Below are 14,570 nucleotides of genomic sequence, written 5' to 3' on the forward strand. Positions count from 1 at the left end.
GTTCAAAAGCGGCTTTGAGAAAGGGTTTGGCAATTGCGGCTAAATCCGCTCCGAGCGCCAGGGCTTTGGCGATTTCCACGCCATTTGAGATGCCGCCTGACGCAATCACTTGCGCCTTGCGATACTCCTTTCTGCGCCGCAACGCGCGCAACTCTTCCAAACACTCCGCCGTCGGAATGCCCCAATTGATGAGTTCCGCAAAGCCGCCTTCCGTAAAGCGCTCGTCGTGATTGAATTGTTCGGCGTAGCGCAAGGCTTCAACCTTTTGCCAATTCGTGCCGCCTGCGCCAGCGACATCAATCGCTTGAACGCCCGCTTCAATCAATCGCGCCGCAACTTCGCCAGAAATGCCGTTGCCCACTTCCTTTGCAATCACGGGCACAGGGAGACGCTTGCAGAGTTTTCGCAGTTCCGAAAGAAAGCCTTTGAAGTTTGTATTGCCTTCGGGCTGAAAAAGTTCCTGCGCCGCGTTAAGATGCACGATAAGTCCATCGGCACGCACAAGGTCAAGCAAGAGTTTCATCTCTGCTTTCGTGAGACCCTTTGCCACTTCAGGCGCGCCAATGTTAGCGAAAATCGGAATCGAGGGCGCAACCTTTCGCACCACCGCAAAACTCTCTCGATGCGCTTCGGACTCCAACGCTTGGCGCATACTGCCAACGCCGAGCGGGATATGCAAGGCTTCAGCGGCTTCAGCCAAAATTGCATTCACTTGCGTTGCGCCGTTGTAGCCGCCCGTCATTGAGGAAATCATCAAGGGGTAACTGATTTTTCTGCCAAGAAAGGTGGTCGAAAGGTCAATCTCTGAGAGGTTTAGTTCAGGCGTGGCGTTGTGGCGAAAGTCGTAGCGCTCAAAGCCGTTTCGTTTGGCAAAATCTACGTCGCTATCGAGGCAAAGTTCGACGTGGCGTTGCTTTCGCTGAATAGTTTGCTGAGCGGATGAAGTTGCCATAGCTCGAGTCGCTCTTTGTTTGGCAAAATCTTGAGCGCGAGAACAAAATTTGCACGCAATTTGCGATTTTATTTGCTGCCAAACATCAAAACGCCAGCGGCAATAAGTAGCAGATTAAAGAGCGAGAGCGGCAGGAGTTTGCGCCAACCCAAATCCATCAGTTGGTTGTATTTGAAACGAGGCACCGTCCAGCGCACCCAGATGAAGACGAAAATCATAAAAACGGTTTTCGTGACAAATGCGCCGACTTGCAGCGCTGCGAGCAGCCACGTAGGCAGCCCCGTTGCTTCGTCAATGAATGGGACTTGGTAACCACCGAGAAAGAGCGTTGAAATCACGGCGGAGGCGACAATCATATTGGCGTATTCGGCAAGAAAGAAGGTCGCAAATTTCATTGAGCCAAACTCGGTGTTGTAACCGCCGACAAGCTCTTGCTCAGCCTCGGGCAAGTCAAACGGTGCACGATTGCACTCCGCAAACGCAGCCACAGTAAAGCAGATGAAGCCGATGAAATTTCGGAAGCAATTCCAATAGAGTGGGTTGGACGTTTGCGATTCCACGATGTCAGTCATTCGCAGCGAATCAGCTAGCACGACCACGCTCACGACAGAAAGCCCCATTGCAATTTCATAGCTAATCATCTGTGCCGAAGAGCGCAGACCGCCCAGAAGCGAATACTTGTTGCTCGATGCCCAGCCTGCAACGGTTAGACCATACACGCCGATTGAGGTGATGGCAAGAATGTAAAGAATTCCGACGCTGACATCTGCAATCGCAATACCTTTTGCAAAAGGCACGACTGCAATTGTGGTGAGCGCCGCAAAAAGTGAAATCATTGGGGCAAGCAGGTGGTAGAAACGATTAGCCGCTGCAGGCGTAATGTCCTCCTTGAAGAGCAGTTTGAGCACATCAGCAAAGGGCTGCAAAAGACCAAACGGACCAACACGGTTCGGACCAATACGATGCTGGATAGCCGCTGCAATGCGTCGTTCTGACCACACTGTTAGGACGACGCCAAGTATGATGGTAACGATAAGCGTAAGCCCAAGCAAAATGCGTTGCGTAAGGTCGAGTGTGATGGTAGCAAAATGAAAAAGCAGTAAAACAGGATACAGCATAAACCTTGCACAGTTAGAGTAGCTGAAGAGACCCCCAGCCAAGCAGTACGAATATAAGAAAGAAGACAGGCACTACAGTCCTGCCACTTTGAGCACAAAAAGTATGTAGATGATAAGGAAAAGCACCCCTTCCCAGCGGGAGATGTTCTTGTAAGACGCTAAAAGGTAGAAAAGCAGAGTACCAGCAGCAAAGACTGGCAACGGCAGGCGTAAAAGCTCAGGTGGAACATGAATGGCGCCAACGATTGACGCAATGCCTGAAATCGCCAGTGAGTTAAAGATGCAGGAACCTAAGATGTTGCCCACCGCAATATCACCCTTATCTTGCATAGCTGCTGTGGCGCTGACCACTACTTCTGGCAAGGTCGTGCCAATAGAGAGCACCGTAACGGAGATAATTGCTTTGCTCACGCCAATCCCTTCGGCAACATGTTCCAGCGCCTCAATGGTGTAGTTGGCGCCAAAGTAAATAAGGACTGCGCTCAGCACAAGAATTAGCACATCTTTTTTGCTAACCGTAGAGCGTGCTTGTCCGGCTTCAGCCGGTTGATCAAGCAAGATGTCTTTTTCTGTGTCGCTTTCCCGAAAAAGGTAAAACATATATGCTAGGTAGGCTGCTAATCCTAATACGCCTTCGCTGAGTGTAACGGTGCCATCCAGCATCATCAGCGAGAGGAGAAACACTGCGCCCATCATGTAGTTGAGGTCAATTAAGATGTAGGCGTCGCCCAGTTGAATAGTTTGCTTAGAGAAGAGAGCCGCAACAGCTAAGACGAAAAAGAGATTAGAGACAGATGCGCCAATTACGTTTCCTGCTACAATTTCAGAGGCGTCTTTGATTACTGCGACGATTGCAGCAATCAACTCGGGGAGCGATGTGCCAATAGCGACAATAATGACACCCACAGCAAAGCGTGACATTCCGAATGCAAGGCCGACCACTTCTGCAGCAACTGTGAAAAAACGGGCAGCCGTGATAAGCGTGGCAAGACTCAGTACAAAAATGACACTCCACAGTAGGATTTCGCTCATTGCTGTATCTTCGTGGCTGGTTTTTTCAGTGCAAAATACCACAACTTCTTAGTTTGGAACAATGACACGCTTTAACTTACGAGACGAGCTGCCGCTGCAATATGCTACACCCAAAAGCTGGGCAGAGCGCGTGCTGCAAAACCCCTTAGAACTGCTTTATGACCATGCCTACTTGGAGCGAAAAGCGGCAACGAATGCTTTAGACCTTTTGAACCGATGGGTTGAACCAGCTTGCCCGCATCAGTGGGTTCAAACGCTCTCGCATCTTGCACAAGATGAAACATCGCATCTCTACATCGTTTCGCAACTCATTGCGCGCCGCAGTGGCACATTGCCGCGCACGCACCGCAACCTATATGCCCGTGACCTGCGCAGTGCCGTGCGAACAGGGCAAGGCAGGAATGAAGTTTTGGATAGGCTGCTGGTTGCCGCGCTCATTGAGGCACGCTCCTGCGAGCGATTCTGGCTCTTAGCTGAAGTGGCAACGGATAAGGACTTGCAGCAGCTTTACCGCAATTTGTTCGCATCGGAAGCAGGGCACTTCAAAACCTTTCTCAAGCTGGCTGAAATGATTGCAGACAGCGAAAGCGTGCAAAACCGATGGCAAGAACTTTTGCGCCTTGAGGCAGAGCTGATTCAAGCACAACCAGTGCAACCGACGCTGCATAGCGGTGTCTAAGAATAAGCAGCGCAGCAACTCAAACAATGAAAACAGACAAGCTTGCCTACCTGTGGCTTCAAGAAATGCCAGAAGGACTGTTTGCACTCATTGGACGTGACAAGCGCGATGCGCAGAACTATGAGTTTAGGTCGGTTGAGGTCAAAGAGCTATCGGCACGCCTCGACGGCGTATTGCTGCCAAAGCAAACAGACCTGACATACTTCGTGGAATTTCAGTTCCAGCGCGATAACACCTTTTATGCACGGTTCTACGCCCAGACACTGGTCTATCTCAGGCAACACCATATCACGAAGTGGCACGCAGTTATCATTTACCCAACAAAAAGTGCAGAGCAAGAATCAAATGAGGGATACGAGGAACTGCTTGCTGAGACGCGCACAACGCGCATATATTTGGACAAACTACCAAGCGCAGGTGAATTAGATGCAGCAGTTGGCGCGTTCAAACTGGTTGTCGAGCCAGATGCAAAAGCGGCAGAGTCTGCACGCAAGTTAATTGAACGCGCGCCAGAGAAGCTGGATTTCATTGAAAAAGTATTGTTCTACAAGTTTAAAAACTTAACGCGAAAGGAGATCTTGAAAATGCTGGGCATTAGAGAAGAGTTTGAGGAGGAGTTGAAAAAGACTCGTGCTTACCAAGAAATTTTAGCGGAAGGCAGAGAAGAAGGGCGAAAAATAGGTTTGAAAGAGGGTCGAGAAGAAGGACTGCAACAAGGGCTGCAACAAGGGCTGCAACAAGGGCTGCAACAAGGGCTGCAACAAGGGCTGCAACAAGGGCTGCAGCAAGGGTTACAGCAGGGAGCTTTGCAAGCAAAGCTTGAGATGATTCCATTTCTGCGTGAGTTGGGTCTTAGTGACGAAGTGATTGCCAATCGCTTAAACCTCTCACTTGAGACAGTAAGGTCAGTCTAGCAGCCGTAACCTTGTGCGATACTCTGTAATAGGGTGACTCCTCTGACCGAAGAATCTGCTTCACATCAAAGACGATGGTGAGTTGGTAATTTGCTTAGAGCTGAACTCGCTTCGGTAGCAAGAGCAGGCTCTACAAAGGTAAGCCAACCACGTGTGTCATTGCCGCGTTTGATAATATCGTAGTATCGTGCCTGCAAAAGCTTTGTAATCTCACCACGCTCACCTGTGCCGATTTTGTATCGGTCAATAGAGCGAATAGGGGTAATCTCAGCAGCTGTGCCTGTCATAAATACTTCGTCGGCAACATAGAGACTTTCACGAGAAATAAGGGTTTCCTTGACTTCAATACCCTGCTCACGTGCAAGTTCAATGACGGCACGCCGTGTAATGCCAGGTAGAATAGATTGAGCGGTGAGTGGGGTATAAATGATGCCATCACGCACCAGAAAGATATTTTCGCCACTGCCTTCTGCCACATAGCCGTTGATATCTAGTGCAATACCCTCAGCATACCCATCTGCCAGCGCTTCCATTTTGATAAGTTGAGAGTTGAGGTAGTTGCCGCCGGCTTTGGCGCTGGTTGGTATCGTGTTCGGTGCAAGGCGACGCCACGACGAGACACAGACATCAACCCCTTCTTCCCATGCGTTGTCGCCCAGATAACTACCCCATTCCCAAACAGCAATCGCAACATCTACATTGGATTTAAGCGGATTGACCCCCAGAGCACCCTCACCACGAAAAACCAGCGGACGAATATAGCAAGAGCTGACGCCGTTGGCACGAATGGTCTCCAAAATCGCCTCGCGAAGTTCCAGTTGCGTGAAAGGAATTTCTGTGCGGTAAATTTTGGCAGAGTCGTAGAGCCGACGCAGATGTTCTTTGAGGAAGAGTACAGCAGAGCCTTTTTCCGTTTCATAGCAGCGAATTCCCTCGAAGACCGATGAGCCATAGTGCAAGACGTGCGAAAGAACGTGAACTTTGGCATCATCCCAGTCGACAAGGCGACCGTTCATCCAGATTTTTTCAAGCTTTCGCATATTGGTTCCCTGCTGGAAAAGTATATTACGGCGCTACGACCTCTTTTAACTGTCTGGACTGTCTGGCAAAGCGCCAGTTACCGTGCTGAAAATAGAAAAAAAACAAGAACTTCAACGACATTTTCTAATGCAGAGTCGCTATTTTGCCTAGCAAGCGCCGAAAAGCTTTTTAAGCAAGATATTGTGCTTTACTTAGTTTTTCAAGAAAAAAACTAATTTTTCCTAAAAAACTTAGCTCTCTAACTGAATGACGCTCTGTGCCGCTTGCCGCCTGTTCATTTTGCTATCTATTCTGTATGCACCACTAATTTTCGCTGATAGTTGGAAAGGCTATGCCATCTTAGGCGATGGTAAAATTTGTGGTGCGTATTCTGATGATGAGCGCATTACGTCCGTAACCAAACGGCATGGGCTGCATAGCCTCTACTTTCAGAATTTTACTGCAAGCTATGTCAGCTCAACACTCTACACGCTTTTAGACCGAGCAGGCGCAATTATTCCAAATCGTCCCTTAGACGGCAGTGAAGTGCTCACAAAAACTGGGCTGGTTAATTTGGCAGTAAAGCCAAGTGCAGTTCAGCCTGATGTGGTAGAGGCTGCAAACTTCTTTACCTCTGGCACGCGCTCGTTTTTAGCTGATGGGACAGTAAAAAAACTGGCTGTCTTCTGCCATCCTGAAGATGCGATTATCTTTGAGCTAAGCGAAGAAACTTTGGGCAAGAGTGCGACGCTACGACAGTTCCAAATCGTGCTTAACATTGAGCCGCAAGCGGCACAAACCGTTTCATTTCAGCGGACTTACACAAAAGGCAACATTCTCTTTGCACGCTGGTCTAATAACACGATGCTTGGCATTACGGTGCTGGAAAGCGCATCGGGAGCAAAACCAGTGATGTCGGGTCGTGCAACCGTCGTAGTTCGCGACCGAGTCTACGCAAAAGCACTGCGCGTTGCCATCATCGCAGGCCTGTCCGAAATCGATATAGAGCAAAAAAATATCTCTCTGCGCAAAAAGAGCGATGTAACCAAAGATGCGGAAACATACTGGAATAACTGGCTATCCGAAGGCAAAATACCGTATGGCATACCTGAAAGCTATCTCGAAATGTTCAAGCGCAATCTATATGCCATAAAAGCGGCAACCCTAAATGGGCAAGTGCCTGCTGACTTGTCAGGATACTATGTCGCAAACGGTATGCCGCAGATATATCCAAGAGATGCGATGATGGTCGCGCGAGTTTTTCTTCAAACCCGTCATTACGCTGAGGCGCGCAGTATCATTCGCTTCTGGTCAAGCTCAAATGTGCCAATGAAAAATGGTAGTGAGTGGTATGCAAAGTATGATGCACTGCTGCGCCCGACTAATGAAGGTTTTGGAGTCAAATCTGATGAACCGCACTGGGACCTCAACTGCTACTTCATCAAACTTGTTGATGAGTATCGCTTGCTGCGAAAAGAGCGAGAATACCTTGTCTCCAATGAATTTCTCTACCGCTTGGCAGATTTTATCGTGAGCAACATAGACGAAAATGGCTTGCTGTATGAAGCAGGACGAAAAGAGTGGCGTGGCTATCTGCCACTCACGAATATGGTCAGCGCATTAGCACTGCGCACAGTAGCAGCCGTAGCCGATGAGTTTGCAGACTACGCACGAGCCCAGCACTACCGTGATGTATCGGCACGCATTAGCGCTGCCCTCCCTAAGCTGATAGATTCTTCACGACAAATCTACACCAACCTTCGCCTATTCGGTCCAAGATTGCAGTCTATTTCTTCGTTGCCCCAGTTGCGTTTTTGGGACACGTTCGTGAACTTGGGTGCAGTCTGGGGATACCCCAATCATCCTGCGCTGGTCAAAACCAATGAGTTTTTTCTGCAAGCAGCGCGGGGCGAGAAAGGAGGGCTGCGGTATCTTGAAAAGCTCAGCGTCGGAGGCGATGTAGGGTATGCACCCGAGTATAGCGATGTCTTCATTACGGCGACGGCTGTAGCGGCGCATTACCAAGCGCTCAATCAGAATCTGGATCAAGCACAGAAGATGCTAAACTGGCTCTGGAGTAATCGCAACAGCTACGGCCTGATGCCTGAACGCTTGTCCGTGTCGGGCACAGCGGTAGGCGAAGCGTCCCCACACTTGTGGAGCTGTGCCGAAACCGTTGCAGCTATCTGGGCGTTTTTCAAAGCTAAGAGCCCAGTAGCTGATCCCGATTAACGCTTAACCTCAACCAACAAGATATGCCCGAAGTAAAAACAGACGCAGGCATTCGTAAAGCGATTATTATGGCAGGTGGATTTGGCACAAGGCTGCGACCGCTCACCATTAACATTCCCAAGCCACTTGTGCCAATGATGCAAAAACCAATGATGCATCACATCACCAATCTGCTAAAAGCGCACGGCGTGAAAGAAATTACAGCGCTGCTTTACTTCCAGCCTGATGCAATCCGCAACTACTTCGGTGATGGACGCAAGTTCGGTGTAAAGATGAACTACATTCAGTCTGATGCAGACTACGGCACTGCTGGCAGCGTCCGCAATGCATATGAGTTTATTGATGAACGCTTCATCGTGATTTCGGGCGATGTGCTAACAGACTTTGACCTGAGCAAAGCCTTAGACTTTCACATCAAGCGCAATGCTAAAGCCACGATGATTCTGACACGCGTCAAGAACCCGTTAGCCTTTGGCGTAGTCATCACAGAAAAAGATGGACGCGTGTCACGCTTCCTTGAAAAACCGTCATGGGGAGAGGTCTTCAGCGATACCATCAACACAGGCATCTACATTTTGGAGCGAGAAGTGATGGACTGGATTCCCTACCGTGAAGAGTATGACTTCTCAAAAGACCTCTTCCCCAAGATGCTACGCGAAAACTTGGGACTCTACGGCTACATCGCTGAGGGGTACTGGCGCGATGTAGGCACTTTACCTGAGTATCAAGAAGCGCATTTGGATTGCTTGCATGGTCGTGTCAATCTGGATTTTTACGAAGGCTACGAGAAAATCACCAGCGGCATTTACATACACAAAACAGTCAAAATTGACCTCGATGCGGTCAAGCTCACAGGCAGCGTGCTAATTGGTAAAGGTGCAAAAATTGGTCGGGGCGTGTCGCTGCACAATAGCGTAATTGGTGAAAATGTGAGCATCGGTGATGGCGCATCGCTGAACAAAACAGTCGTTTGGAACGATACTACAATTGGCAAACATACAGCGATTCACCTTGCTGTAATTTGCAGTGGAGTTCGAATTGGCAATGATGTCAAAATTGAGGAGCAAGTTTTTATTGCTGACAAGTGCGTGATTGGCGATGGCGCAACAATTCGTTCCTCTATCAAAATCTGGCCTGAGAAAGAAATTGAAGCAGGAGCGATTCTGACACAAAGCCTCATTTGGGAGTCGAAGTGGTCACGGGAGCTATTTACTGCATCACGTATCACGGGTTTAGCGAATATTGAAATCAGCCCTGAGTTTGCCGCAAAAATTGGCGCTGCGTTTGGCACGATTCTCCCCGAAGGCGCAACGGTTACAGTGAGCCGTGATGTCGATAACGTGTCGCGAATGGTAAATCGCGCACTCATTGCTGGCTTGCTTTCAGCGGGCATTTCGGTCAATGATTTGCAAGCAACGCCCATTCCGATTACGCGGCATCGCTTGAAAAATAGTGCAGAATTTGGCGGTGTGCATGTGCGTAAGTCACCCTTCGACAAAAAGCTCTGCGACCTCATTTTTTTTGACAAGGGCGGAAGAGATTTACCGCCTGCTAAAACTAAAAGCATTGAGCGTACCTTTTTTGGTGAGGACTACCGCCGAGCTTCCTTCGACAAGGTAGGAAAACTGAACTTTCCTGAGCGCGCCTTGGAGAGCTACACGGATAGTTTCCTCAAATCCATTGACATTGAAGCCATCAAAAAGTCGCGCCTGCGCGTCGCAATTGACTACTCATATGGGGCAGCCGCGACGATTTTTCCGAGCATTATCGGCAGTTTCGGCGTCGATGTCATCTCTCTGAATGCATTTTTAGACCCAAGTAAATTCACGCGAACTGCTGAGGAATTTTTTGCGGCTGCAGAACGGCTCTCCGAAGTGGTGGTGTCGCTGGGTTACGACATTGGCTTTATGCTCGACGGCGGCGCAGAGCGAATTCATGTCGCAGACGAAAAGGGTAATTTCTTGGAGCATCAAAGACTGCTGACGCTCATTACCTACCTCTATCTTGAAGTCTATCCAGAAACAAAGAAAATTGCCGTGCCGATAACCGCCTCAATGGAAGTTGATGACATTTGCCGAGAGCGCAATGTGCAAGTCGTGCGCACAGGTGACAGCCACTCGGAGCTGATGCGCGCAGTAACGGCAGACCCTGAAATTGGCTTTGTGGGCGGCACGAAAGGCGGTTTCATTTTCCCAAAGTTTCTTTTCGCGGTCGATGGAATGTTCTCGGCTGCCAAGATTATGGAACTCATCGCAAAGTCCAAAACACGCATTGGCGAGCTGGCTGCAAGAATGCCAGAACGCTATTTCCTTGTCAAGCGCAATGTAGCATGCCCTAAGGATTTGAAAGGCAAAGTGATGCGCAAAATTATGGAAGACACCGCTGAGCATTACCGCGTGCTGATTGATGGTGTCAAAATCATCTACGACAACGAAACTTCACTTCTGCTCTTGCCCGACCGTGAGCGTGATATTTTCCACGTTAATGCAGAATCGCGCACCAAGAGCCGTGCCACGCGTCTTGTAAGTGAATATGAAAAGAAGTTGCTGGAGTGGATTAATGAGTAGAGATTATGCTCTGCATCCGCAATGTCTTGCCCGAACATCGAAACGAAACGGAAGTTTTGCCTAAATTTGGCTGCATATATTTCAACTATTTTTTTGAGTAATGTCACAGTTAGTCCCACCGCATATTGAAAAGTTGGAGCCATATAAGGCAGGACGCAGCATTGAAGACATCAAGCGGCGCTATGGGCTGAAAGAAGTCTACAAGTTAGCCTCCAATGAAAATCCGCTGGGCGTCTCTGAAAAAGTGGTAGCGGCAATGCAGCAAGCGCTGGGCAATGTGAACCGCTATGGCGATCCGCTATCTGTGGCATTGCGTCAGAAATTGGCAGAGCGCTTTCGTGTGAAGATTGATAATGTCATCGTTGGTGCAGGGTCAGAGGGAATTATGTCTAACATTATTCGAGCGTTTGTAAGCGACCGTGATGAATTGCTCACCTCTGAAAATACCTTCATCGGTTTTAAGGTGCTAGCCCAGTCGAAGGGCGCGCCCTTTATTCAAGTCCCAATGAAAGCGGGTTATCGGTTTGACCTAGATGCAATTGCAGATGCTATCACAGAGCAGACCAAAGTCATCTATCTCTGCAATCCAAACAACCCCACTGGCACTATTTTCACACGAGAGGAATTTGACCGATTCATCACACGTGTACCAGAGCGAGTGATTATCATTCTCGATGAAGCTTATTTTGAGTATGCGGCATTTGACCCTGTCTACCCCGATTCAATGTCGTATCGATACGATAATGTCATTACGCTACGCACCTTCTCGAAAGCATTTGGACTTGCAGGACTGCGCGTGGGATATGGCTTTGCGCACGAAAAGTTTATTACCAATCTTCTAAAAGTCAAGCTTCCCTTTGAGCCAAATTCTATTGCGCAGGCTGCAGCACTGGCATCCTTAGACGATGAAGCCTTCCTAAAAAAATCTGTTGAACTGAATCGAGAGGGCTACGCTACACTGACCCAAGCTTTAACTGAGCTTGGCTATGCATGGGTGCCATCGTGGGCGAATTTTGTGATGTTGGACCTCCAAACAGAAGAGCGCGTAAATGAGCTGGACGAGTTTCTGCTGCAAAATGGGGTAATTGCGCGCCCACTCAAGGCTTTCGGATTACCACATGCACTGCGCATCTCGATTGGTTTGCCTGAAGAAAATGCACGCTGTATTGAATTGCTGGAGAAATTTGCAAAACTGCACGCTGCGCATTCTGAAAATCTGTAAGCAACCAGAACTTGAGCGGCTGGACTTCACACCCGAAAGAGCAATTGGCGCAGGAAAGAGGGCTGATAAGCAAAGCTAATGCCAGCCACAGCTGCTATGTTTTTTCCTCAACTGCTTCTGCAGGTGTTTTAGGTGCTTCAGCACTGGACGTGGTGCGTGCAGAAAGAAGCAGAGAAACTGCAATAGAGATAGCCAGCGTGCTAGCAACTACAGCCAGTGAAACAGGTGATGGGATTTTCCAATCTGGATTGATACCTGCTAACACCATCTTTACACCCACAAACGCAAGAATAAATGCCAAGCCATACTTGAGATGGCTGAATCGGTCAATAATATTGGCTAAAAGGAAATACATTGAGCGCAAGCCCATAATTGCAAAGATGTTGGAAGTGAAAACAATAAAGGCATCAGGGCTAACTGCTAAAACAGCGGGAATAGAATCCACTGCAAAAACGAGGTCTGTGATTTCAATCACAACCAGCACAAGGAAAAGCGGTGTGGCCATTCGCCGACCATTTTCAATTGTGAAGAACTTTTGACCATCATACTGACTGGAGACAGAGAAAAATCTTTTTACCAGCCGAATGCCCAGGTTTTCAGCAAATTCAGCCTCCTCTTCCTCACCGTCAAAGAAGAGCTTAATGCCTGTGTAAATAAGGAAACCGCCGAAGAGATAAGTAATCCAATGAAACTTTTGAATAAGCGCAACGCCTGCAAAGATGAAGATAGCACGCATCACGATTGCCCCTAATACGCCCCAGAAAAGTATGCGATGCTGATACTTATCTTCGACTCGGAAAAAGCGAAAGACAAGCACAAACACGAAAAGATTGTCAACGGATAGCGACTTTTCAATGAGATAAGCAGTAATAAAATCTATACCTTTGATGCTACCGTAGAAGTGCCATACTGCCCCTGCGAAAGCAAAAGCAAGCAAAACCCAAAGAATAAACCAGCCTAATGCAGCTCGAGGAGTAATACGATGAGCTTCACGGTTCAGAATGCCTAAGTCAAGGGCGAGCACGAAGGTGATAATCGCAAAAAAGGCTGTCCACAGTAGTGGAGAGTCATCGAAAAACATTGTCTGGTTGCTGTATTAAACTGTTGTAATCACTCAGTTAGTGTGTAACCGCCATCTGCTAAGATGGTTTGACCGTGTATCCAGCGTGCGTCGTCGGTGCAAAGAAAAGCGATAATGTCAGCAATATCTTCTGCCGTGCCTAAGCGTCCTAAGGGTGTGCGGCGAATCCATTCTGCCTTGCGAGTGTCAGCATTCTTAAAATCAGCAAGGGCATCAGTGTCAATTGGACCGCCTGAGACAGCATTGACGCGCACTTTTTTCGGACCTAGCTCGACAGCAAGATAGCGTACCAGCGTCTCAATTCCCGCTTTGGCAGTGCCAATAGCTGCATAGCCATCAAGGCAGCGAAAGTTGCCGATACTTGAGACAGCGACAATCACACCGCCATGTTCACCAAAGAGCTTCAGAGCTTCTTGTGCACCCAGCAAAAGGGCTTTGGGGCCTGTGGCAATAGAAAGATCAAAACCGTTTGGGCCGATGCGGGTAACTGGACCGAACACGCCCTTTGCGGCATTGCTGACAAAGATATTGAGCCGCTGAAAATGCGCAGCCGTTTCAGCAAAAAGTCGCCGCAGGTCATCCTGTCTTGATGTGTCTGCTTGCACAGCTATGGCCTCTTGCCCAAGCGCTTTAATTTCGGCAACGGTGCGCTCTGCCTCGGCGTGATGACGCACGTAATTGACGACAAGATGGCAGCCCATTGATGCCAGTTTCAAGGCTGTGGCCTTACCAATCCCGCGTGATGAACCTGTAACGAGTGCAACCTGACCTTGCAGCGGTTTCATAGAGCTTGGTCTTTACGGTTTAGTTCAAAAAGGCTTGCCACGCTTCAACGCCACGCCGCGCACCATACCAACTGCCAAAAGGGGTTGGCAAATGCTCAATGCCTTCGAGCACCACATTCTGTGCACCATCAAGCTGGCAACATTCTACGGGAACAACGCCATCGCCCCAGACACTGCCTGTGCCGCCTGTATTCTTGTAGAATTCAAAGGCACTGCGTTCCGCTATAGAGCCTTGCAAATTTCCAAAGCGGGTTTTGCTAGCAATGGAAATAACCTCTACCTGTGAGAAGAATTCTCTACGGAGATGTGCAAAGATAAAGTCGGATTTCACTTTGCCGTATCGCTCAATGCTGTGGAAAGGCGAGCCTAGTGTAATGAGCTTAGTTACAGCAGTGCGCGGATAAGCATCACCTTGAAATGGCTTGCCAAGAAGGTAAATCATCGCCGCAGTGCCCCCACCGCTATGCCCTATAATCGTGAGCGGTTCGTTAGGAAAGCGCTGCTGTGCCTGCAACACCGTTTGATGAAGTCGCTGCATCACACGGTTGGTTGAGCGCTCGGGCGAGGGTGGAAATCCAACCCAATCCAAAATAGTAAGTGGCACAATGAAAATTTTTTCTTTTGGCAAAACGGCGGAAAGATGCAACTTCATCTCCTCAAAAATGCCGCCCCACATTCCAGAACCTGCAACAATAATAACTGGATTTGGCATTGCTCTTTTTGGCGCCTGCGACTAAGCTCAGTTTAACGCAAATATAGTAGGAACGATAGAGTCTGTAATACCTGTGGTGCTGTGGCACTCGCACTGGGTAGCAGTGAGTATAAGCTATTTCAGTAGGCTTTACTACTGTCTAAGTTATTATCTTTGCATAAGTTATTTCAAATTTTCAGATCAAACACTTGTGGTATGAGTGACCAGCTCAAAAAACTTCTCAAAAGCTACGAAAGCAAGGTCAAACAATTTAGCT

Annotated in this window: 12 protein-coding genes; 5 read left to right on the forward strand and 7 right to left on the reverse strand. The window is 48.6% G+C overall.

Features of this window, described 5'->3' with window-relative positions:
• The 3 genes from fni to NZM05_12330 form a co-directional block, all read right to left on the reverse strand.
• On the reverse strand, positions 1-952 hold a 952-nt coding region (fni, locus tag NZM05_12320), incomplete at its 3' end, for a type 2 isopentenyl-diphosphate Delta-isomerase (protein MCS7014398.1).
• Positions 953-1,020: 68 nt separating this feature from the next.
• Positions 1,021-2,070, reverse strand: coding sequence for an NADH-quinone oxidoreductase subunit NuoH (gene nuoH, locus NZM05_12325; GenBank protein ID MCS7014399.1), 1,050 nt, complete (start codon positions 2,068-2,070; stop codon positions 1,021-1,023).
• A 72-nt stretch (positions 2,071-2,142) separates the two neighbouring features.
• On the reverse strand, positions 2,143-3,102 hold the full coding sequence (locus NZM05_12330; GenBank protein ID MCS7014400.1) for a calcium/sodium antiporter: 960 nt from the start codon (positions 3,100-3,102) through the stop codon (positions 2,143-2,145).
• A gap of 61 nt (positions 3,103-3,163) precedes the next feature.
• On the opposite strand from NZM05_12330, the gene NZM05_12335 reads away from it, so the two are divergent.
• Complete coding sequence (locus tag NZM05_12335) at positions 3,164-3,781, forward strand: tRNA-(ms[2]io[6]A)-hydroxylase (protein ID MCS7014401.1); 618 nt, start codon at positions 3,164-3,166, stop codon at positions 3,779-3,781.
• A gap of 26 nt (positions 3,782-3,807) precedes the next feature.
• Positions 3,808-4,695, forward strand: coding sequence for an Rpn family recombination-promoting nuclease/putative transposase (locus NZM05_12340; protein MCS7014402.1), 888 nt, complete (start codon positions 3,808-3,810; stop codon positions 4,693-4,695).
• A 65-nt stretch (positions 4,696-4,760) separates the two neighbouring features.
• On the opposite strand, the gene NZM05_12345 is transcribed toward NZM05_12340, so the two are convergent.
• A complete protein-coding gene (locus tag NZM05_12345; GenBank protein ID MCS7014403.1) occupies positions 4,761-5,735 on the reverse strand; it encodes a branched-chain amino acid transaminase in 975 nt (324 codons plus the stop codon).
• 247 nt (positions 5,736-5,982) lie between these two features.
• Between NZM05_12345 and NZM05_12350 the strand changes: the two genes are divergently transcribed.
• The 3 genes from NZM05_12350 to hisC all read left to right on the forward strand — a co-directional run bounded on the left by NZM05_12350 (position 5,983) and on the right by hisC (position 11,736).
• A complete protein-coding gene (locus tag NZM05_12350; GenBank protein MCS7014404.1) occupies positions 5,983-7,947 on the forward strand; it encodes a hypothetical protein in 1,965 nt (654 codons plus the stop codon).
• A 23-nt stretch (positions 7,948-7,970) separates the two neighbouring features.
• The gene (locus tag NZM05_12355) at positions 7,971-10,514 is read left to right on the forward strand and encodes a sugar phosphate nucleotidyltransferase (GenBank protein MCS7014405.1); all 2,544 of its coding nucleotides are present in this window, start codon (positions 7,971-7,973) and stop codon (positions 10,512-10,514) included.
• A 100-nt stretch (positions 10,515-10,614) separates the two neighbouring features.
• Entirely contained in the window at positions 10,615-11,736 is a 1,122-nt protein-coding gene (gene hisC / locus NZM05_12360) for a histidinol-phosphate transaminase (protein ID MCS7014406.1), read from the forward strand.
• A 94-nt stretch (positions 11,737-11,830) separates the two neighbouring features.
• On the opposite strand, the gene NZM05_12365 is transcribed toward hisC, so the two are convergent.
• The 3 genes from NZM05_12365 to NZM05_12375 are packed head-to-tail and all read right to left on the reverse strand — an operon-like array spanning position 11,831 to position 14,314.
• A complete protein-coding gene (locus tag NZM05_12365; GenBank protein ID MCS7014407.1) occupies positions 11,831-12,817 on the reverse strand; it encodes a TerC family protein in 987 nt (328 codons plus the stop codon).
• Positions 12,818-12,846: 29 nt separating this feature from the next.
• Entirely contained in the window at positions 12,847-13,602 is a 756-nt protein-coding gene (locus tag NZM05_12370) for an SDR family oxidoreductase (GenBank protein MCS7014408.1), read from the reverse strand.
• 19 nt (positions 13,603-13,621) lie between these two features.
• A complete protein-coding gene (locus NZM05_12375; protein ID MCS7014409.1) occupies positions 13,622-14,314 on the reverse strand; it encodes an alpha/beta hydrolase in 693 nt (230 codons plus the stop codon).
• Positions 14,315-14,570: the final 256 nt, after the last annotated feature.

The organism is Chloroherpetonaceae bacterium, from assembly GCA_025056565.1.
Taxonomy (GTDB): Bacteria; Bacteroidota; Chlorobiia; order Chlorobiales; family Thermochlorobacteraceae; genus Thermochlorobacter.

What these genes read in the sequence shown, in the direction of transcription:
- nuoH (MCS7014399.1), bottom strand. Translation starts at nt 2,070, where the DNA reads ATGCTGTATCCTGTTTTACTGCTTTTTCATTTTGCTACCATCACACTC.
- NZM05_12330 (MCS7014400.1), bottom strand. Translation starts at nt 3,102, where the DNA reads ATGAGCGAAATCCTACTGTGGAGTGTCATTTTTGTACTGAGTCTTGCC.
- NZM05_12335 (MCS7014401.1), top strand. Translation starts at nt 3,164, where the DNA reads ATGACACGCTTTAACTTACGAGACGAGCTGCCGCTGCAATATGCTACA.
- NZM05_12340 (MCS7014402.1), top strand. Translation starts at nt 3,808, where the DNA reads ATGAAAACAGACAAGCTTGCCTACCTGTGGCTTCAAGAAATGCCAGAA.
- NZM05_12345 (MCS7014403.1), bottom strand. Translation starts at nt 5,735, where the DNA reads ATGCGAAAGCTTGAAAAAATCTGGATGAACGGTCGCCTTGTCGACTGG.
- NZM05_12350 (MCS7014404.1), top strand. Translation starts at nt 5,983, where the DNA reads ATGACGCTCTGTGCCGCTTGCCGCCTGTTCATTTTGCTATCTATTCTG.
- NZM05_12355 (MCS7014405.1), top strand. Translation starts at nt 7,971, where the DNA reads ATGCCCGAAGTAAAAACAGACGCAGGCATTCGTAAAGCGATTATTATG.
- hisC (MCS7014406.1), top strand. Translation starts at nt 10,615, where the DNA reads ATGTCACAGTTAGTCCCACCGCATATTGAAAAGTTGGAGCCATATAAG.
- NZM05_12365 (MCS7014407.1), bottom strand. Translation starts at nt 12,817, where the DNA reads ATGTTTTTCGATGACTCTCCACTACTGTGGACAGCCTTTTTTGCGATT.
- NZM05_12370 (MCS7014408.1), bottom strand. Translation starts at nt 13,602, where the DNA reads ATGAAACCGCTGCAAGGTCAGGTTGCACTCGTTACAGGTTCATCACGC.
- NZM05_12375 (MCS7014409.1), bottom strand. Translation starts at nt 14,314, where the DNA reads ATGCCAAATCCAGTTATTATTGTTGCAGGTTCTGGAATGTGGGGCGGC.